The 18,683-nt window shown below is 65.1% G+C and carries 16 protein-coding genes; 11 read left to right on the top strand and 5 right to left on the bottom strand.

Going from position 1 to position 18,683, the window contains the following annotated elements; all coding sequences use genetic code 11:
- Positions 1-18 precede the first annotated feature (18 nt).
- The 11 genes from VRZ08_RS23915 (at position 19) to VRZ08_RS23865 (ending at position 13,477) form a co-directional block, all read left to right on the top strand.
- Positions 19-3,156: an efflux RND transporter permease subunit gene (locus VRZ08_RS23915; protein ID WP_414534125.1), complete on the top strand. Its 3,138-nt coding sequence runs from the start codon at positions 19-21 to the stop codon at positions 3,154-3,156.
- A 17-nt stretch (positions 3,157-3,173) separates the two neighbouring features.
- Positions 3,174-3,788 carry a TetR/AcrR family transcriptional regulator gene (locus VRZ08_RS23910; protein WP_414534124.1) on the top strand — a complete coding sequence of 205 codons (615 nt, stop codon included), beginning with the start codon at positions 3,174-3,176 and terminating at the stop codon, positions 3,786-3,788.
- Between the two features lie 17 nt (positions 3,789-3,805).
- Positions 3,806-4,423 (top strand): flavin reductase family protein, encoded by a 618-nt coding sequence (locus VRZ08_RS23905; RefSeq protein WP_107345982.1) that lies wholly within the window; start codon positions 3,806-3,808, stop codon positions 4,421-4,423.
- Between the two features lie 258 nt (positions 4,424-4,681).
- Entirely contained in the window at positions 4,682-5,479 is a 798-nt protein-coding gene (locus tag VRZ08_RS23900) for a DeoR/GlpR family DNA-binding transcription regulator (protein WP_414534123.1), read from the top strand.
- A gap of 189 nt (positions 5,480-5,668) precedes the next feature.
- Entirely contained in the window at positions 5,669-7,210 is a 1,542-nt protein-coding gene (gene glpD / locus VRZ08_RS23895; protein ID WP_414534122.1) for a glycerol-3-phosphate dehydrogenase, read from the top strand.
- Complete coding sequence (locus tag VRZ08_RS23890; RefSeq protein ID WP_414534121.1) at positions 7,207-8,286, top strand: ABC transporter ATP-binding protein; 1,080 nt, start codon at positions 7,207-7,209, stop codon at positions 8,284-8,286. Before glpD ends, VRZ08_RS23890 begins: the two co-directional genes overlap by 4 nt.
- Before the next feature lie 12 nt (positions 8,287-8,298).
- The gene (locus tag VRZ08_RS23885; protein WP_414534120.1) at positions 8,299-9,399 is read left to right on the top strand and encodes an ABC transporter ATP-binding protein; all 1,101 of its coding nucleotides are present in this window, start codon (positions 8,299-8,301) and stop codon (positions 9,397-9,399) included.
- Positions 9,399-10,301 (top strand): carbohydrate ABC transporter permease, encoded by a 903-nt coding sequence (locus VRZ08_RS23880; RefSeq protein ID WP_414534119.1) that lies wholly within the window; start codon positions 9,399-9,401, stop codon positions 10,299-10,301. The genes VRZ08_RS23885 and VRZ08_RS23880 overlap by 1 nt, the downstream gene beginning before the upstream one ends.
- A complete protein-coding gene (locus VRZ08_RS23875) occupies positions 10,301-11,107 on the top strand; it encodes a carbohydrate ABC transporter permease (protein ID WP_011159940.1) in 807 nt (268 codons plus the stop codon). Before VRZ08_RS23880 ends, VRZ08_RS23875 begins: the two co-directional genes overlap by 1 nt.
- A 183-nt stretch (positions 11,108-11,290) precedes the next feature.
- A complete protein-coding gene (locus VRZ08_RS23870; RefSeq protein ID WP_107345975.1) occupies positions 11,291-11,617 on the top strand; it encodes a DUF2160 domain-containing protein in 327 nt (108 codons plus the stop codon).
- A 72-nt stretch (positions 11,618-11,689) separates the two neighbouring features.
- Entirely contained in the window at positions 11,690-13,477 is a 1,788-nt protein-coding gene (locus tag VRZ08_RS23865) for an ABC transporter substrate-binding protein (protein WP_107356929.1), read from the top strand.
- Positions 13,478-13,693: 216 nt separating this feature from the next.
- Here VRZ08_RS23865 and VRZ08_RS23860 read toward each other — a convergent pair whose 3' ends face one another.
- The 5 genes from VRZ08_RS23860 to VRZ08_RS23840 all read right to left on the bottom strand — a co-directional run bounded on the left by VRZ08_RS23860 (position 13,694) and on the right by VRZ08_RS23840 (position 18,639).
- The gene (locus VRZ08_RS23860) at positions 13,694-14,794 is read right to left on the bottom strand and encodes an alkene reductase (protein ID WP_414534118.1); all 1,101 of its coding nucleotides are present in this window, start codon (positions 14,792-14,794) and stop codon (positions 13,694-13,696) included.
- A 243-nt stretch (positions 14,795-15,037) separates the two neighbouring features.
- Complete coding sequence (locus VRZ08_RS23855) at positions 15,038-15,346, bottom strand: hypothetical protein (protein ID WP_012497598.1); 309 nt, start codon at positions 15,344-15,346, stop codon at positions 15,038-15,040.
- Positions 15,347-15,717: 371 nt separating this feature from the next.
- The gene (locus VRZ08_RS23850; RefSeq protein WP_414534117.1) at positions 15,718-16,785 is read right to left on the bottom strand and encodes a branched-chain amino acid ABC transporter permease; all 1,068 of its coding nucleotides are present in this window, start codon (positions 16,783-16,785) and stop codon (positions 15,718-15,720) included.
- A complete protein-coding gene (locus VRZ08_RS23845; protein ID WP_414534116.1) occupies positions 16,782-17,801 on the bottom strand; it encodes a branched-chain amino acid ABC transporter permease in 1,020 nt (339 codons plus the stop codon). Before VRZ08_RS23845 ends, VRZ08_RS23850 begins: the two co-directional genes overlap by 4 nt.
- Before the next feature lie 115 nt (positions 17,802-17,916).
- Positions 17,917-18,639: an ABC transporter ATP-binding protein gene (locus tag VRZ08_RS23840; protein ID WP_414534115.1), complete on the bottom strand. Its 723-nt coding sequence runs from the start codon at positions 18,637-18,639 to the stop codon at positions 17,917-17,919.
- Positions 18,640-18,683: the final 44 nt, after the last annotated feature.

Raw genomic sequence — 18,683 nt, 5'->3', positions numbered from 1 at the left:
GCGCTGGGGAGTGCGGCGATGCGTTTCAATCTGTCGGCCTGGGCGGTCCGACATCCGGCGCTGATCCTGTTTTTGATCTGCGCGCTCGGCTTCACCGGCATCTATTCGTATCAGCGGCTCGGCCGCGCCGAGGATCCGTCGTTCACCGTCAAGGTCGCGGTGGTATCGGCGATCTGGCCGGGCGCCACCGCCAAGGAGATGCAGGAACAGGTCGCCGACCCGATCGAGAAGAAGCTGCAGGAACTGCCGTATTTCGAGAAGGTGCAGACCTATTCGAAGGCGTCGTTCACCGCCATGCAGGTGACGTTCCGCGACTCGACGCCGCCGTCCGAAGTGCCGCACCTGTTCTATCTGCTGCGCAAGAAGCTGTGGGACGTCGCACCGCAACTGCCGAGCAATCTGATCGGTCCGTCGATCAACGACGAGTACGGCGACGTCGACTCGATCCTCTACATGATGACCGGCGACGGCGCGAGCTACGCGCAGCTCAAGAAGGCCGCCGAAGGCCTTCGCCAGCGGCTGCTCAAAGTCGCGGGCGTGACCAAGGTCAACATCTACGGCACGCAGGACGAGAAGATCTATGTCGAGTTCTCGCACGCCAAGCTGGCGACGCTCGGGCTGACGCCGCAGGCGATCTTCGACTCGCTCGCCAAACAGAACGCAGTGGTGCCGGCCGGCACGGTCGAGACCTCGTCGCAGCGCGTGCCGCTGCGCGTCACCGGCGCGCTCGATGGTGCGCAGGCGGTGGCGGAGACACCCGTCGAGAGCGGCGGCCGGGTGTTTCGCCTCGGCGACGTCGCCGAGATCCGCAATGGCTATGTCGATCCGACCGATTACCAGGTGCGGCAGAAGGGCAAGCCGGCGATCGGGATCGGCGTCGTCACCGCCAAGGGCGCCAATATCCTGCAGCTCGGCGAGCAGGTTGGTGCGGCGACTGCGTCGTTCATGGCCGACGTGCCTCAGGGCATCGACATCGAGCAGATCGCCGATCAGCCGGAAGTGGTGAAGCACGCCGTCGGCGAATTCATGCGCTCGTTCGTCGAGGCGCTGGTGATCGTGCTGTTCGTCTCGTTCCTGGCGCTCGGATGGCGCACCGGCATCGTGGTGGCGCTGTCGGTGCCGCTGGTGCTGGCGATCGTGTTCATCGTCATGAACGTGATGTCGCTCGATCTGCACCGGATCACGCTCGGCGCGCTGATCATCGCGCTCGGCCTGCTGGTCGACGACGCCATCATCGCGGTCGAGATGATGGTGGTGAAGATGGAGCAGGGCTGGGATCGCGCCAAGGCGGCGTCGTTCGCCTGGGAGTCGACGGCGTTTCCGATGCTGACCGGCACGCTGGTCACTGCGGCCGGCTTCCTACCGATTGGCTTCGCCAACTCGGGCGTCGGCGAATATGCCGGCGGCATCTTCTGGATCGTGGCGATCGCGCTGATCGCCTCGTGGTTCGTCGCGGTGATCTTCACGCCGTATATCGGCGTCAAGCTGCTGCCGGACTTCGCCGGCAAGAAGGGCCATAATCCGGACGAGGTGTATCACACCCGGATCTATCGGATGCTGCGCGCCGCGGTGACGTGGTGCGTGCGCTGGCGCGGCACGGTGGTGACGGCCACGGTCGGCATCTTCATCGCCGCGGTGGTCGGCTTCGGCCATGTGCAGCAGCAGTTCTTCCCGCTGTCGGAGCGGCCCGAACTGTTCCTGCAACTGCGTCTGCCCGAAGGCACCGCCTTCGACGTCACCATGAAGTCGGTGAAGGAAGCCGAGACGCTGCTCAAGGACGACGGCGATATCGCGACCTACACGGCTTACGTCGGCAAGGGCTCGCCGCGGTTCTGGCTCGGCCTCAATCCGCAGCTTCCGACCGAATCCTTCGCCGAGATCGTGATCGTCGCCAAGGACGTCGCGGCGCGCGAGCGGATCAAGGCGCGGATCGAGCAGGCGGCGCATAGCGGCCGGCTCGCGGCGGCGCGGGTGCGTGTCGACCGCTTCAATTTCGGCCCGCCGGTCGGCTTCCCGGTTCAGTTCAGGGTGATCGGCCCGGATACCGCCAAGGTGCGCGAGATCGCCTATCAGGTCCGGGACGTGGTGAAGAAGAACGCCAACGTGGTTGATCCGCACCTCGACTGGAACGAGCAGTCGCCATATCTCAAGCTCGTCGTCGATCAGTCGCGTGCCCGCGCGCTCGGCCTGACGCCGCAGGATGTCTCGCAGGCGCTGGCGATGCTGATCTCCGGCGCTCAGGTCACCACGGTGCGTGACGGCGTCGAGAAGATCGGCGTGGTCGCGCGCGCGGTGCCGAACGAGCGGCTCGATCTTGCCCGGATCGGCGAACTCACCATCATGGCCCGCAACGGCATGGCGGTGCCGCTGTCGCAGGTCGCCAAGGTCGAGTATTCGCATGAGGAGCCGATCCTGTGGCGCCGCAATCGCGACATGGCGATCACCGTGCGTGGCGACGTCGTCGACGGCGTGCAGGCGCCGGACGTCACCAACGCGATCTGGCCGCAGCTCGAGAGCATCCGCGCCAATCTGCAGCCGGCCTACCGGATCGAGACCGGTGGCGCGATCGAGGAGTCGACCAAGGGCAATGCCTCGATCTTCATCCTGTTTCCGGTGATGGTGATCGCGATGCTGGCGCTGCTGATGATCCAGCTGCAGAGCTTCCCGCGGCTGCTGCTGGTGTTCCTCACCGCGCCGCTCGGCATCATCGGCGCCTCGCTCGGTCTCAACGTCGCCTCGGCGCCGTTCGGCTTCGTGGCGCTGCTCGGCCTGATCGCGCTTGCCGGCATGATCATGCGCAATGCCGTGATCCTAGTCGATCAGATCGAGAGCGACGTCGCGCACGGCTCGACCCGGCGCGAGGCGATCGTCGAGGCGACGGTGCGACGGGCGCGACCGGTGGTGCTGACCGCGCTGGCGGCGATCCTGGCGATGATCCCCCTGTCGCGCTCGGCGTTCTGGGGCCCGATGGCGATCACCATCATGGGCGGCCTGTTCGTCGCCACCTTCCTGACGCTGTTCTATCTGCCGGGCCTGTACGCGCTGTGGTTCCGGAAGAGCCTGGACGAACGGGGCAAGTTCGCCGAGCCGGATGTTACGCCGCAACACGGCTCCGCTGGGCCGAACGCCTTTCCGCTTGCCGACGCGGCGGAATAATTGAATATCTTGGGCCGATGACGCTTGTTTCTGAAAATACCGAAGCCGATATGCGGCACCGCATCCTGGTGGTGGCCGAACGGCTGTTCCGTGAGATCGGCTACCAGAAGACCACGGTGGCCGACATCGCCAAGCTGCTGCAGATGAGCCCCGCCAACGTGTATCGCTTCTTCGATTCGAAGAAGGCGATCCACAAGGGCGTGGCGCGGCATCTGATGGGCGAGGTCGAGCAGGCGGCGGTGGTCATCGTCCATGCGCCGGGGTCGGCGGTGCAGCGGCTGCGCGATCTGCTCACCACCGTGCACCGGATGAATTGCGAGCGCTACATCGGCGACGCCAAGCTGCACGAGATGGTGGCGATTGCGATGGAGGAGAACTGGGACGTCTGCATCGCCCATATGGAGTTCATCATCGGCACCATCGGCGAGGTGATCGTCCAGGGCGTGGCGAGCGGCGAGTTCAAGGTCGCCGACGTGCCGCAGGCGGCGAGCTGCACCTGCGCCGCAATGATCCGGTTCTTCCATCCGCAGATGATCGCGCAGAGCTTTGCCAAGGATCGCCCGACCCTCGAGGACATGATCGATTTTGTGCTGGCGGCGCTCGGCGCCGGCCGGCGCGCCGACGCGCAATAACAACAAGGACATCCCGCGTGACTGATCTGCATTCCTACAAGCCGGCGAACGGCCACGGCCTCAAGCACGACCCGTTCAACGCGATCATCGCGCCGCGGCCGATCGGCTGGATTTCGTCCTGCGATGCCGAGGGCCGCGTCAACCTCGCGCCCTACAGCTTCTTCAATGCCTTCAACTACCACCCGCCGCTGATCGGGTTCTCGTCCACCACCTGGAAGGACACCGTCGCCAACATCCAGCGCACCGGCGAATTCGTCTGGAATCTGGTGACGATGGATCTGGCGCAGGCGATGAATGCCACCTCCGCCAGCGTGCCGCACGAGGTCGACGAATTCGCGCTCGGCAATCTCACCAAGCTCGACAGCGAGCTGGTGAAGCCGCCGCGGGTTGCCGAGAGCCCGGTGTCGTTCGAATGCAAGCTGTCGGAAATCGTCCGGCTCAAGGGCGCCGACGGCGTCGAGGTCGACGCCTGGCTGACGATCGGCGAGGTGGTGATGGTGCACATCGACAAGCGCCTGATCGAAGACGGCGTCTATCAGACCGCGGCGGCGCGGCCGATCGTGCGCGCCGGCCGGCGCGGCGACTATTTCGAAATCCGCCCCGACGCGATGTTCGAGATGGTGCGGCCGGCCTAGCGGCGGGCCGATAGTCGGGCAATGGATGGCAAACCCTCAACGTCATTGCGAGCGAAGCGAAGCAATCCAGAGCGCAATATACCGGGCTGGATTGCTTCGTCGCTTCGCTCCTCGCAATGACGATGGAAGGGTTCTGGTGGGTGAAGAGGCTGTGGGCTTCGATCCCCGGCTTAACCACTTCTCATCGCCGCTGCGCCGCGCGTTGACCTGACGGGCGAACAGCCGCACCATGGCGCATCAACGTTGCAAGGTGCGTGCGTGACGGCTCTGACCCATCGTCAGTCTGAAATCCTCAATATCGCCCGGGCCTCGGGCCGGGTGATGGTCGAGGATCTGGTGAGGCGCTTTGAAGTGTCGGCGCAAACCATTCGCAAGGATCTCAACGATCTGTGCGACCAGCGCTCGCTGACGCGAATCCATGGCGGCGCGATCATCGCGTCGGGCGTCGCCAATCTCGCCTACGAGGCGCGCCGCTTCGTCGCCGCAGAAGAGAAGAAGGCGATCGGGGCCGCCGCCGCGGCGCGGATTCCCAACGGCTGCTCGCTGTTCATCAACATCGGCACCACCACCGAAGAGGTCGCCAGCGCGCTGTCGGCGCATCAGGATCTTTTGGTGATCACCAACAATCTCAACGTCGCGATGCTGCTGTACCGGCATCCGCGGATCGAGGTGATCGTCGCCGGCGGCACCGTGCGGCGGGCCGATGGCGCGGTGATCGGCTCCACCGCGACCAGCCTGATCGGGCAGTTCAAGGTCGATTACGCGATCATCGGCGCTTCGGCGATCGACGAAGAGGGCGCGCTGCTCGATTTCGACTATCGCGAAGTCCAAGCCTCGCAGGCAATCATCGCCAATGCGCGCAGCGTGATGCTGGTGGCGGATTCGACCAAGCTGGAGCGCAACGCGCCGGTGCGGATCGCCGATCTCAGCCAGATCCAGACCTTCGTCACCGACCGGGCGCTGCCGCCGTCGTTGCAGGCGATCTGCGATACGAATGGTATCGAGGTAATCGAAGCCGGCCCGGCGAAACCGGACCTCGACGAATCCGCGGTCTGAACCGCCTCTCCCCAGCGTCAGTTGTGCCTGTCTCCCAGCCTCTGGGCGCGATTTCGCGCGCGGAAACGCGATGCTTTTGCAGATCGCAGTTGCTTTCGTTTTGGTTTGTGCTTTATTCGTTTTCCAGCATAAATCGACAGAAGCGAAAGTGCATTGCAGCAAAATGCTGCGATGCGGTGAGGAGCGTCGGTGGGGATGGTGTACGACCTCGCGATCATCGGGGGCGGGATCAACGGCTGCGGCATCGCGCGCGATGCGGCGGGCCGGGGACATTCCGTGTTCCTGTGCGAGATGAACGACCTCGCCAGCGGCACCTCGTCGTGGTCGACCAAGCTGATCCATGGCGGCCTGCGCTATCTCGAATATTTCGAATTTCGCCTGGTGCGCGAGGCGCTGATCGAGCGCGAGCGGCTGTGGCAGATCGCGCCGCATATCATCGGGCCGCTGCGTTTCGTGCTGCCGCATCACGACGGCCTGCGCCCCGCCTGGCGGCTGCGGCTCGGGCTGTTCCTGTATGATTATCTCGGCGGCCGGAAGCTGCTGCCGCCGACCCGTTCGGTCGATCTGGCGCATGACGAAGTCGGCAAGCCGCTGATCCCCGGCCGCTACACCAAAGGCTTCGAGTATTCCGATTGCTTCGTCGACGATGCGCGGCTGGTGGTACTCACCGCGCGCGATGCCGCCGAGCGCGGCGCCGAGATCCGCACCCGCACCCGCGCGGTGCAGGTCAGCCAGCAGGACGGCATCTGGCAGGTGACGCTGGAAGATGTTGGCAGCGGCGCGCGCAGCACGATCCAGGCCCGGGCGCTGGTCAATGCCGCCGGCCCATGGGTCGAAGGCGTGCTCGGCTCCGGCGCCGGGGTCGATGCCCGCTACAAGGTGCGGCTGGTGCAGGGCTCGCACATCGTCACCCGCAAGCTCTATGACCACGACCGCGCCTACATCTTCCAGAACGCCGATGGCCGCATCGTGTTCGCGATTCCGTATCAGGGCGACTTTACCCTGATCGGCACCACCGACCGCGATTATCACGGCGATCCGTCGCAGGTGAAAGCGACGCCGGAAGAGATCGACTATCTGTGCAAAGCGGTGAGCGGCTATTTCGCCAAGCCGGTGACGCCCGCCGATGTGGTCTGGACGTTCTCAGGCGTGCGGCCACTGTATGACGACGGCGCCAGCGAAGCCAAGGCGGCGACCCGCGACTACGTGTTCGAGCTCGACACCCCGGGCGGCGCGCCGCTGCTGTCGATCTATGGCGGCAAGATCACCACCTATCGCCGGCTCGCCGAAGAGGCGCTGGAGAAACTGTCGTCGTATCTGAAGGGCGGAACGGCCAAACAGGGCTGGACCGCGCATCAGCCGCTGCCGGGCGGCGATTTCCCGATCGACGGCGGTCCGGCGCAGATCGGCGATCTGCTCCGCGACTATCCGTTCCTCGCCTCGGCGCACGCCTCGCGGCTGGTGCATGCCTACGGCACGCGGGCGCGTGACGTGCTCGGCGCGGCCAAGTCGGCGGCCGATCTTGGCCGCGACTTCGGCGCCACATTGACGGAGGCCGAGGTCCGCTATCTGATGAGCCGCGAATGGGCCTGCAGCGCGGACGACATCGTCTGGCGGCGATCCAAGCTCGGCTTGCGGTTGACATCGGCCGCGGTTGCCGCGCTCGATCAGTGGATCGCCGACCGCCGCGCCGCCGAGAAGCCCCAGCAGCAAGCGGGAGGCCGGGCATGAGCGTCAGCCTGGAGAATGTCACCAGGGTGCTGGACGGCGTTCCGGCGATCCGCAACGTCTCGCTGACGCTGGAACGTGGCACGCTGAGCGTGCTGCTCGGACCGACGCTGTCGGGCAAGACTTCGATCATGCGGCTGCTCGCCGGCCTCGACAAGCCGACCACCGGCCGCGTGCTGGTCGACGGCAAGGACGTAACCGGCGCCGATGTGCGCAGCCGCTCGGTGGCGATGGTGTATCAGCAGTTCATCAACTACCCGTCGCTGACGGTGTACGAGAACATCGCCTCGCCGCTGCGGGTGCAGCGCAAGCCGCGCGCCGAGATCGAGCGCCGCGTCGCCGAGGCCGCCAAGCTGCTCAAGCTCGAGCCGTATCTGCAGCGCACGCCGCTGCAGCTCTCCGGCGGCCAGCAGCAGCGCACCGCGATCGCCCGCGCGCTCGTCAAGGGCGCCGATCTGGTGCTGCTCGACGAGCCGCTCGCCAACCTCGACTACAAGCTCCGCGAGGAGCTGCGCACCGAGCTGCCGAAGATCTTCGAAGCCTCCGGCGCGATCTTCGTCTATGCCACCACCGAGCCGTCCGAAGCGCTGCTGCTCGGCGGCCGCACCATCTGCATGTGGGAAGGCCAGGCGCTGCAGGTCGGGCCGACCCCGCAAGTTTATCGCAAGCCCGACACCATGCGGGTGGCGCAGGTGTTCTCCGATCCGCCGCTCAATATCGTCGGCGCCGAGAAGAAGGCCGGCACCGTGCATTACTCCGGCGGCGTGACTGCGCCGGCGACCGGGGTGTTCGCCGGGCTCTCCGATGGCGCCTACCGCGTCGGCTTCCGTGCGCATCAGATCGAGGTGAGGAGCGCCGATCCGGAGCAGCATGCGTTCCAGGCGACCGTGGCGGTGACCGAGATCACCGGCTCGGAGAGCTTCGTGCATCTGAAGCGCGGCGACGACTATTGGGTCGCAGTGCTGCACGGCATCCATGAGTTCGAGCCGGGCCAAACGCTCGACGCCATCCTCGACCCCGCCAATCTGTTCGTGTTCGACGCGGCCGATCGCCTCGTCGCCGCGCCGAAGCCGATCTGAGGGGACAGCCCGATGGCGCGCATCGATCTCGTCGATCTTGCTCACTCTTATCTGGTCGGTGACGACCTGCCGCCGCAGGCCTATGCGCTGAAGCCGGTGTCGATGACCTGGCGGCAGGGCGGCGCCTATGCGCTGCTCGGCCCGTCGGGCTGCGGCAAGACCACGCTGCTGAATATCATCTCGGGCATTGTCACACCGTCGCGCGGCAAGATCCTGTTCGACGGCCGCGACGTCACCGCGCTCTCCACCCGCGAGCGCAACATCGCGCAGGTGTTCCAGTTTCCGGTGATCTACGACACCATGACGGTGCGGGAGAATCTGGCGTTTCCGCTGAAGAACCGCGGCGTGCCGAAGGCCGAGATCGACCGGCGGGTCGCCGAGATCGCCGACCTGCTCGATTTGACGCCGAACCTGAAGCGCAAGGCGACGCGGCTCACCGCCGACGCCAAGCAGAAAATCTCGCTCGGCCGCGGCCTGGTGCGCAGCGACGTCGCCGCGATCCTGTTCGACGAGCCGCTGACGGTGATCGATCCGCATCTGAAATGGGAGCTGCGTAGCAAGCTCAAGGCGCTGCACCGCGCGCTCGATCTGACGATGATCTACGTCACCCACGACCAGACCGAGGCGCTGACCTTTGCCGACACCGTGGTGGTGATGCACGACGGCCGCGTCGTGCAGAGCGGCACGCCGGAGGAACTGTTCGAGCGCCCCGCCCACACCTTTGTCGGCTACTTCATCGGTTCGCCCGGCATGAACATCGTGCCGGCCGAGGTGAAGGGCCGCGAGGCGCTGGTCGCCGGCCATCGCGTGCCGCTCGCGCGCAGCTACGACAAGCTGCCCGACGGCAAGATCGAGATCGGGGTGCGGCCGGAATTCGTCCACCTCACCGCCAAGGCACCCGGCCTGATGATGGGCCGCGTCGAACGCATCGACGATCTCGGCCGTATCCGTTTCGCGTCGGTGCGGGTCGGTGACGTCAAGATCGCCGCGCGGGTGCCGGATGGCTTCTCGCCGAGCGGGGATGAAGCGGCGCTGCGGTTCGAGCCGTCGCGCATTCACGTCTATGCCGACAGCGAAATCGTCGAAGGCAGCTCACTGGAGCAGGTCGCCTGATGGACAAGGTCGTCAACCAGAAAGCCTGGTTCCTGGTGCTGCCGGTGTTCGCCATCGTGGCGTTCTCGGCGATCCTGCCGCTGATGACGGTGGTGAACTATTCGGTGCAGGACACCTTCGGCAACAACCAGTTCTTCTGGAACGGGGTCGGCTGGTTCAAGGAACTGCTCGATCCGTCGACCGATCTCGGTGGCCGGTTCTTCGCCTCGCTGTGGCGCAATCTGGCGTTCTCGGCGATCATCCTGGCGATCGAGGTGCCGCTCGGCATCGTGGTGGCGCTGGCGATGCCGCGCCACGGCTGGTCGGTGGCGTTCTGTCTGGTGATCATGGCGCTGCCGCTGCTGATCCCGTGGAACGTGGTCGGCACCATCTGGCAGATCTTCGGCCGCCCCGACATCGGTCTGATGGGCTACACGCTCAATCATCTCGGCTTCAATTACAACTACGTGTCCAACGAGTTCGACGCCTGGGCCACGGTGGTGGTGATGGATGTCTGGCACTGGACCAGCCTGGTGGCGCTCTTATGCTACGCCGGCCTGAAGTCGATCCCGGACGCGTATTATCAGGCGGCCCAGATCGACGGCGCTTCGCGCTGGGCGGTGTTCAAGGCGATCCAGCTGCCGAAGATGCACCGCGTGCTGCTGATCGCCGTGCTGCTGCGGTTCATGGACAGCTTCATGATCTACACCGAGCCGTTCGTCGTCACCGGCGGTGGGCCGGGCAATTCGACCACCTTCATCTCGATCGAGCTGGTCAAGATCGCGCTCGGGCAGTTCGACCTCGGCAAGGCCGCGGCGCTGTCGATCGTCTACAACCTGATCATCATCATCGTGTGCTGGGTGTTCTACACCGTGATGACCAATGCGGGCGCCGAGCGCCAGCCGACCGAAGGGAACGCGTGATGCATTCGATCCCCGGCCGCCGCATCGTGATGGCGCTGTATCTGCTGTTCCTGATGCTGCCGATCTACTGGCTCGTCAATATGAGCTTCAAGACCAATGGCGAGATCGTCTCGACCATGACGCTGTGGCCGCACCAGCCGACGCTGGAGAACTACCGGACGATCTTCACCGATCCGAGCTGGTATTCGGGCTACATCAACTCGCTGCAATACGTCGTCATCAACACCGTGCTGTCGATCTCGTTCGCGCTGCCAGCGGCCTACGCGTTCTCGCGCTATCGCTTCCTCGGCGACAAGCATCTGTTCTTCTGGCTGTTGTCGAACCGCATGGCGCCGGCCGCTGTCTATGCGCTGCCGTTCTTCAATCTGTATTCGGCGCTGAACCTGTTCGATACGCCGTGGGCGGTGGCGCTGGCGCACTGCCTGTTCAACGTGCCGCTGGCGGTGTGGATCCTCGAAGGCTTCGTCTCCGGCGTGCCGAAGGAGATCGACGAGACCGCGTTCCTCGACGGCTACTCGTTCCCGCGGTTCTTCGTGAAGATCCTGATGCCGCTGATCGCCAGCGGCATCGGCGTCGCGGCGTTCTTCTGCTTCATGTTCTCCTGGGTCGAGCTGCTGCTGGCCCGCACCCTGACGTCGGTCAACGCCAAGCCGATCTCGGCGGTGATGACCCGCACCGTGTCGGCCGCCGGCATGGACTGGGGGCTGCTCGCCGCCGCCGGCGTGCTCACCATCATCCCGGGCGCCCTGGTGATCTGGTTCGTCCGCAACTACATCGCGCGCGGCTTCGCGCTCGGCCGGGTGTGAGGGAATGATGACGCGACCGCACCCCCATCGTCATTGCGAGCGAAGCGAAGCAATCCAGAGCGCAGTGCACGGAGCTGGATTGCTTCGTCGCTTCGCTCCTCGCAATGACGAACGTGACGGCTTCGCTCGCAATGACGGGGACGGGCTCTTCGCCTGCAACAATCGACGGGGAGGGCTCTGATCATGGACTCCTTCGCATGGATGGCGTGGACCTGGCCGACCGCGGCGTTCTTCGCCGCGCTGGCCGGCACGCTCGCGACCATGACCTGGCTCGCGGTGGTCGATCCCGAGGTCGAGCGCGTAGGTGTCTTGCGGATTCCGACGACGCGCGGCGACCGGTTGTTTCTGTCGCTGATCCTGGCCGCGGTGATTCATCTGGTCTGGATCGCGCTGGTCGGGACCGATCCGCTGCTGACGCTGCCGATCGGAGAAGGAGTCGAAGTGTCGAGCCTGTGGCTCGCCACGTTGCTGTCGCTGGTCTCAGCCGTTGCGATCTTCCGCACCGTCTGATCCCGGCGAACGAGGAACAGATCCGGGATCAACCTGGACCTGAATGATGTCGCTCAACGGAGGAAACGAACGATGATTGGACGAAAGCCCCACCTCAGCCGTTTGCGGCTGATGACGATGGTGAGCGCTGCGGCGCTGATCGCCACGTCGATGACGCTGTCGCCGGCGCGTGCCGCGGACGACGCGGTCCTGAAGAAGTGGATCGACGAGGAATTCCAGCCCTCGACGCTGTCCAAAGAAGACCAGATGAAGGAACTGCAGTGGTTCGCCAAGGCGGCCGAGCCGTTCAAGGGCATGGAGATCAACGTCGTCTCCGAGACGCTGACCACGCACGAATACGAAGCCAAGACGCTGGCCAAGGCGTTCAGCGAGATCACCGGCATCAAGCTGAAGCACGACCTGATCCAGGAAGGCGACGTCGTCGAGAAGCTGCAGACCCAGATGCAGTCCGGCAAGAACGTCTATGACGGCTGGATCAACGATAGCGACCTGATCGGCACGCACTTCCGCTACAACCAGACCATCGCGCTGTCGGACTACATGACCGGCGAGGGCAAGGACGTCACCGATCCGATGCTCGACGTCGCGGATTTCATCGGCACGTCGTTCACCACGGCGCCCGACAAGAAGATGTACCAGTTGCCGGACCAGCAGTTCGCCAACCTGTACTGGTTCCGCTACGACTGGTTCACCAATCCGGACTACAAGGCCAAGTTCAAGGCCAAATACGGCTACGACCTCGGCGTCCCGGTGAACTGGTCAGCCTATGAGGACATCGCCGAGTTCTTCACCAACGACATCAAGGAAATCAACGGCGTCAAAGTCTATGGTCACATGGACTACGGCAAGAAGGATCCGTCGCTCGGCTGGCGCTTCACCGACGCCTGGCTGTCGATGGCCGGCAACGGCGACAAGGGCCTGCCGAACGGTCTGCCGGTCGACGAATGGGGCATCCGCATGGAAGGCTGCCGTCCGGTCGGCTCGTCGATCGAGCGCGGCGGTGACACCAACGGTCCGGCCGCGGTGTATTCGATCGTCAAGTACCTCGACTGGATGAAGAAGTATGCGCCGCCGCAGGCGCAGGGCATGACGTTCTCGGAGTCGGGTCCGGTGCCGGCGCAGGGCAACGTCGCCCAGCAGATCTTCTGGTACACCGCCTTCACCGCCGACATGGTCAAGCCCGGCCTGCCGGTGATGAACGCCGACGGCACGCCGAAGTGGCGCATGGCGCCGTCGCCGCACGGCGCGTACTGGAAGGAAGGCATGAAGCTCGGCTATCAGGACGTGGGTTCTGCCACGCTCCTGAAGTCGACCCCGGCGGACCGCCGCAAGGCCGCCTGGCTGTATCTGCAGTTCATCACCTCCAAGACTGTCAGCTTGAAGAAGAGCCATGTCGGTCTCACCTTCATCCGTGAGAGCGACATCTGGGATAAATCGTTTACGGAACGTGCGCCGAAGCTCGGCGGCCTGATCGAGTTCTATCGCTCGCCGGCCCGCGTGCAGTGGTCGCCGACCGGCAACAACATCCCGGACTATCCGAAGCTGGCGCAGCTGTGGTGGCAGAACATCGGCGACGCGTCGTCCGGTGCCAAGACTCCGCAGCAGGCGATGGACTCGCTGGCGGCGGCGCAGGACTCGGTGCTCGAACGCCTCGAGAAGTCGAAGGTGCAGGGCGAATGCGGTCCGAAGCTGAACAAGAAGGAGACCGCCGAGTACTGGTACGCCAAGTCCGAGAAGGACGGCAACATCGCCCCCCAGCGCAAGCTGGCGAACGAGAAGCCGAAGGGTGAAACGATCGACTACGACACCCTGATCAAGTCCTGGCCGGCGACCCCGCCGAAGCGCGCGGAAGCCAAGTAAGCGGCTGCCGACGAACATCAGAAACGCGAAAGGCCGGGAGCAATCCCGGCCTTTTTGCTTTTGCATTGTCTTTCCATGTCATTCCGGGACGCTCGCGGAGCGAGCGAACCCGGAATCTCGACATTGTGGAAACGTCGGAAGGTGCAGAACATCTCGGGATTCCGGGTTCGCGAGCAGTGCTCGCGCCCCGGAATGACCGTGCGTGGGGCTGGGCGCTTACTGCGCTGCCTGCGCCGCCTCCAGCGTGGGATAGTCGGTGTAGCCCTTGGCGCCGCCGCCGTAGAAGGTCGACTTGTCGGGCTCGTTCAGCGGAGCATTCCGCTTCAGCCGCTCGACCAGGTCGGGGTTGGAGATGAACGGCTTGCCGAACGCGATCAGGTCGGCCGCACCTGCGTCGAGCTGCTTGTCGGCGAGCGCGAGGTCGTAGGCGTTATTGCCGATGTAGGTGCCGCTGAAGCGCTTGCGCAAAGATGCGTAGTCGAACGGCGCGATGTCGCGCGGGCCGCCGGTCGCGCCCTCGATGACGTGGATGTAGACCAGCTTCAGCTTGTTGAGCTCGTCGACGATGTAGTCGAACAGCGCCTGCGGATTGGAGTCCGAGACGTCGTTGGCCGGTGTCACCGGCGAAATCCGGATGCCGGTGCGCTCCGGTCCGATCTCCTTGGCCACCGCCGCGGCGACTTCGAGCATCAGCCGCGCGCGGTTCTGGATCGAACCGCCATATTCGTCGGTGCGCTTGTTGCTGCTGTCGCGGGCGAACTGGTCGAGCAGATAGCCGTTGGCGCCGTGGATCTCGACGCCGTCGAAGCCGGCCGCGATCGCATTGGCGGCAGCTTTCCGGAAGTCTTCGATGATGCCGGGGATTTCAGAGAGCTCAAGCGCGCGAGGCTCGGAGACGTCCGCGAACTGGCCGCCGACGAAGGTCTTGGTGTTGGCGCGGATCGCCGACGGCGCGACCGGAGCGCCGTGGTTCGGCTGCAGGTCGACATGCGAGATGCGGCCGACATGCCAGAGCTGGATGAAGATCTTGCCGCCGCGCTTATGCACCTCGCCGGTGACCTTGCGCCAGCCTTCGACCTGGGCCTGCGAGTAGATGCCGGGCGTGGCCTGATAGCCCTGGCCCTGCTGCGACACTTGGCTGGCCTCGGTAATCAGCAGGCCGGCGCTGGCGCGCTGGCCGTAATACTCCGCCGCCAGCGGGCTCGGGACGAGACCCTCGGGCACGGCGCGGTTGCGGGTCAGCGGCGCCATCACGACGCGATTGGCAAGGGTGATCGGGCCGAGCTTGTAAGGTTCGAAGAGCTTGGAAGTCGACATGGGGCCGTCCTGGACAGTTACGGATGTCAGGAACTTGGGGGGCGCCCCCCGAAACACAATGGCCCTGCCGAAAATAGATGCGTCCGCATGAAACTTTGAAGTGCGGTTTCGAAAATGCCGTTCTTAAGGGAAGAGAATTGCTGGAAACCACGCGGGTCGGGATGATTCCTGCCGGCCCGCAGTTCGGCGGCGGAGAGGCGCCGCCGAACTTGTTGTCGCGATCGCGCGTTCGGTGCGCGTCCGTTAAGCGGCCGCAACCGTGCGGCGCTGGCGGCGGAAGAACCAGAACACGATCGGGCCGACGAACAGCGTGCCGAACGCCGGCAGCGCCGCGACCCGCAGCATCGCGGTGGCGTCGAGCACTTCGCCGCCGATGCCGGCCTTGCCGAGCACGAAGGCGGCAACCAGCGTGATAAACGGCCCGACCACCATCGAAGCGGCACCGGCCGCCTGGCAGTACAATTTGCCTTCCGGCGCGGAGGCGGCCAGCACGCGCGCCACCACGGCGGTGGCGACGAAGGCGATTGCGGTAAGGACCAAGAGCAGCATCATTCCAACTTCCTGTTTGGTCGGACGCTCCCCTGCCGCAGCGTGAAGATGGTGCTGGAGTAGGGAGAATGTCCTAGGTCGACAAAGGCGCGGACTATGGGAGGGCGCCTGTTCAGCGGCAACAGGATACTTTGTGCGCTGCAAACGATGTTGATCGAGCGCAGAAACTGCTTCTTATTTTACCATCGCGGGTGCTTGCCCAAGAGGTATCGAATGACGCGAACAGGCAGTTTAATACCGAATCCTGCACCCAGGCGCTGAGTGACGGCGCTGCTATCAACCTGTGGGAGGTGCGAGGCGGCACTAAAAAGCCCAAGGCTGGAATCGTTCGAAACGATCCGGCCGAATGGGTCGCTCCTACGACTTTCGTCGAGTTAATCGGCGGCCCTCGGCGTCCCGCGCAATCGGCCGACGATTCCGGTCGGGAAGAAGTACACGCTGGCGACGAACAATAGCCCGAGCCACAGCAGCCAGCGGTCGGGATGCAGCAGGTTCGGCAGCAGCGGCAGCCCGGCATCTGCGGCCGCTGTCGAGGCCGCGCCCATCAGCGTCTGCAGATAGTTCTGCGCCAGGATGAAGATGGTGGCGCCGATGATCGCGCCGTAGATCGTGCCCATGCCGCCGATCACCACCATCAAGAGAATGTCCAGCATGATCGAGAACGACAGCGACGTGTCCGGCCCGGCATAGCGCAGCCACATCGCATTGAGCACGCCGGCTGCGGCGGCAACCAGCGCTGCGAGCACGTTGGCGTAAGTCAGGTGAAACACGGTGCGATAGCCCAGTGCCTCGGCGCGGAAGCGGTTCTCGCGGACGGCCTGCAGCACGCGGCCGAACGGCGAGTTCACTACCCGCAGCAGCGCCAGGATCATGCCGGCGCAGCCGACCAGGATGATGTAATAGGTCAGGATGCGGCCGTTGATGCGCACGCCGAAGAAGTCTTTGACGAACACCGTGCCGGGGCGCAGCAACTCCGGCAGGCTGAAGCTGCGGCCGTCTTCGCCGCCGGTCAGCCACGACAGCTGCGACGCCAGCACCAGGAAGGCGGACGCCACCGCCAGCGTGATCATCGCAAAGAAGATCGCCTCGACCCGCAGCGAGAACAGCCCGATGACGAGCGCTAGCAGCGCGGCGAGCGGCAGGCCGATGACGATGCCGGCGCCGACCGCCGCCCAGCTCGGGCCCATGCCGTAGAGCGCGATCGCCACCGCGTAGGAGCCGATGCCGTAGAACATGGTGTGGGCGAACGACACCGTGCCGGTGTAGCCGAGCAGCAGGTCATAGGACGCCACCAGCGCCGCGAAGATGCAGATCTTGGCGGCGACGTTGAGTGGCTTGGCGCCGGGAAACACGAACGGGGTGATCGCCAGCATCACCACGATCGCGATCAGCAGCAGCGACAGCACCCGGCTGCGCGGCGGATCGCCGGACAGGATCATCATCGACTTGTCACCGCATAGAGTCCGCGTGGCCGCCACATCAGGACCGCGACCATCAGCAGAATGTTGGAGACCAGCGCCAGCTTCGGCACCAGGAAGCCGCCGTAATTGGCGACCATCGCCACCAGCAGCGCGCCGATGAAGCAGCCGCCGACCGAGCCGAGCCCGCCGATGATCACCACGATGAAGATCAGCACGGTCAGCTCGTTGCCCATCGAGGCGTGGACCTGCTCGCGGTACAGCGCCCACATCACGCCGCCGAGCCCGGCCAGCGCCGAGCCGACCATGAACACGCCGAGGAACAGCCGCTTGACGTGATAGCCGAGCGCTTCGACCATCTCGCGGTTCTCGACGCCGGCGCGGATCAGCAGGCCGATCTTGGTGCGGTTCAGCGTCAGCTGGATGCCGACGAACACCACGAGGCCGACCAGCATCACCAGTAGGCGATATTTGGCGATGGCGATGTCGCCGATGATGAACGAGCCGCGCAGCGACGTCGGCAGCGGCAGCGGGATGATCTGCGGCCCCCACAGCGCATACAGCGCCTGCTCGGCGACGATCAGCCCGCCGGTGGTCATCAGGATCTGCTTCAGATGCTGGCCATACACCGGCAGGATCAGCACCCGCTCGACCACCACGCCGAGCGCGCCGGACACCGCCATCGCGGCTAGCACTGCCGGCACCAGCACGGCGAGATTGGTCAGCAGCGAATCCGCGCCCGACATCGCCGCCAGCGGCAGCAGCACCAGCGTCGCCACATAGGCGCCGACGGCGATGAAAGCGCCATGGCCGAAATTCAGTACGTCCATCAGCCCGAACACCAGCGTCAGGCCAGACGCCATGATGAAGATCATCATGCCCATTGCCAGGCTGGCGACCGTCAGCGTCACCCAGGAGGAGAACGAGCCGACCAGCGGCAGCATCAGCAGCGCCAGGATCGCCGGCAACAGCACCGGCAGCAGATCTCGCTTGGCTTGCGGCAGCGGATCGGAGGTGGAGGGCGCGGGGACGTCGGTCATGATGAGTATCCGTCGTCATTGCGAGGAGCGAAGCGACGAAGCAATCCGGCCTCCCGCACGGGGCTCCTGGATTGCTTCGCTGCGCTCGCAATGACGGAGAGAGTCGTCGTCACGTTCACTGATGCGCCTCCAGGCTGAGGCCGAGCAGGCGCTCCTGCAGCGGCACGTCGGCGGCGAGCTCGGCCATGGCGCCGCGATGCACGATGCCGCCATTGTCCATCACCACCACGCTGTCGCCGATCTGTTGGGCGACGTGGAAGTTCTGCTCGACCAGCAAAATGGTCGCGCCGGTGCGCTTGAGTTCGGCGAAGCAGTCGATCAGTGCGCCGATGATTGCCGGCGCCAGCCCCTTGGTCGGCTCATCGATCAGCAGCAATTGCCGCGGTTCGATCACCGCGCGCGCGATCGACAGCATCTGCTTCTGTCCGCCGGACAGCGAGCCGGCGCGCGACAGCCAGAATTTTCGTAAGGCCGGAAAGAAGCCGAAGATCCAGTCGAGGCGCCCAACGTCCATCTCGCCGTCGCGCGCCGCCAGGATCAGGTTTTCCTTCACGGTGAGATCGGAGAACACCGCCATCGTCTCCGGCACGTAGCCGACGCCGAGCCGCGCGATGTCCGGGGTCGCCATCGCTTCGATGCGCCGGCCGCCAAGGGTGATCGCGCCGCGCGACGCCGGCCACAGCCCCATGATGGTGCGCAGCGTCGTGGTCTTGCCGGCCCCGTTGCGGCCGAGCAGCATCGTGGTCTGTCCCTCCGTCACCACGAAGTCGACGCCCTGCAGGATGTGATAGCGCCCGATATTGGTGTGCACGCCTTCGAGTGTGAGGAGGTTGGTCATGCTTCCCTCCCTCCCCAACGAGGCGCCTCTGCTCCCCTCCCCCT

Origin of the sequence: Rhodopseudomonas sp. G2_2311 (genome assembly GCF_047501505.1) — a bacterium.
Taxonomy (GTDB): domain Bacteria; phylum Pseudomonadota; class Alphaproteobacteria; order Rhizobiales; family Xanthobacteraceae; genus Rhodopseudomonas; species Rhodopseudomonas palustris_H.
This window is presented reverse-complemented; position numbering and strand designations above follow the sequence as displayed.

Bases quoted from the DNA above. Each gene is read 5' to 3' on its own strand.
- VRZ08_RS23845 (WP_414534116.1), bottom strand. From the start codon at position 17,801: ATGACCGACGTCCCCGCGCCCTCCACCTCCGATCCGCTGCCGCAAGCC.
- VRZ08_RS23865 (WP_107356929.1), top strand. From the start codon at position 11,690: ATGATTGGACGAAAGCCCCACCTCAGCCGTTTGCGGCTGATGACGATG.
- VRZ08_RS23880 (WP_414534119.1), top strand. From the start codon at position 9,399: ATGGACAAGGTCGTCAACCAGAAAGCCTGGTTCCTGGTGCTGCCGGTG.
- VRZ08_RS23850 (WP_414534117.1), bottom strand. From the start codon at position 16,785: ATGATGATCCTGTCCGGCGATCCGCCGCGCAGCCGGGTGCTGTCGCTG.
- VRZ08_RS23910 (WP_414534124.1), top strand. From the start codon at position 3,174: ATGACGCTTGTTTCTGAAAATACCGAAGCCGATATGCGGCACCGCATC.
- VRZ08_RS23855 (WP_012497598.1), bottom strand. From the start codon at position 15,346: ATGATGCTGCTCTTGGTCCTTACCGCAATCGCCTTCGTCGCCACCGCC.
- VRZ08_RS23890 (WP_414534121.1), top strand. From the start codon at position 7,207: ATGAGCGTCAGCCTGGAGAATGTCACCAGGGTGCTGGACGGCGTTCCG.
- VRZ08_RS23860 (WP_414534118.1), bottom strand. From the start codon at position 14,794: ATGTCGACTTCCAAGCTCTTCGAACCTTACAAGCTCGGCCCGATCACC.
- VRZ08_RS23875 (WP_011159940.1), top strand. From the start codon at position 10,301: ATGCATTCGATCCCCGGCCGCCGCATCGTGATGGCGCTGTATCTGCTG.
- VRZ08_RS23915 (WP_414534125.1), top strand. From the start codon at position 19: ATGCGTTTCAATCTGTCGGCCTGGGCGGTCCGACATCCGGCGCTGATC.
- VRZ08_RS23840 (WP_414534115.1), bottom strand. From the start codon at position 18,639: ATGACCAACCTCCTCACACTCGAAGGCGTGCACACCAATATCGGGCGC.
- VRZ08_RS23870 (WP_107345975.1), top strand. From the start codon at position 11,291: ATGGACTCCTTCGCATGGATGGCGTGGACCTGGCCGACCGCGGCGTTC.
- VRZ08_RS23885 (WP_414534120.1), top strand. From the start codon at position 8,299: ATGGCGCGCATCGATCTCGTCGATCTTGCTCACTCTTATCTGGTCGGT.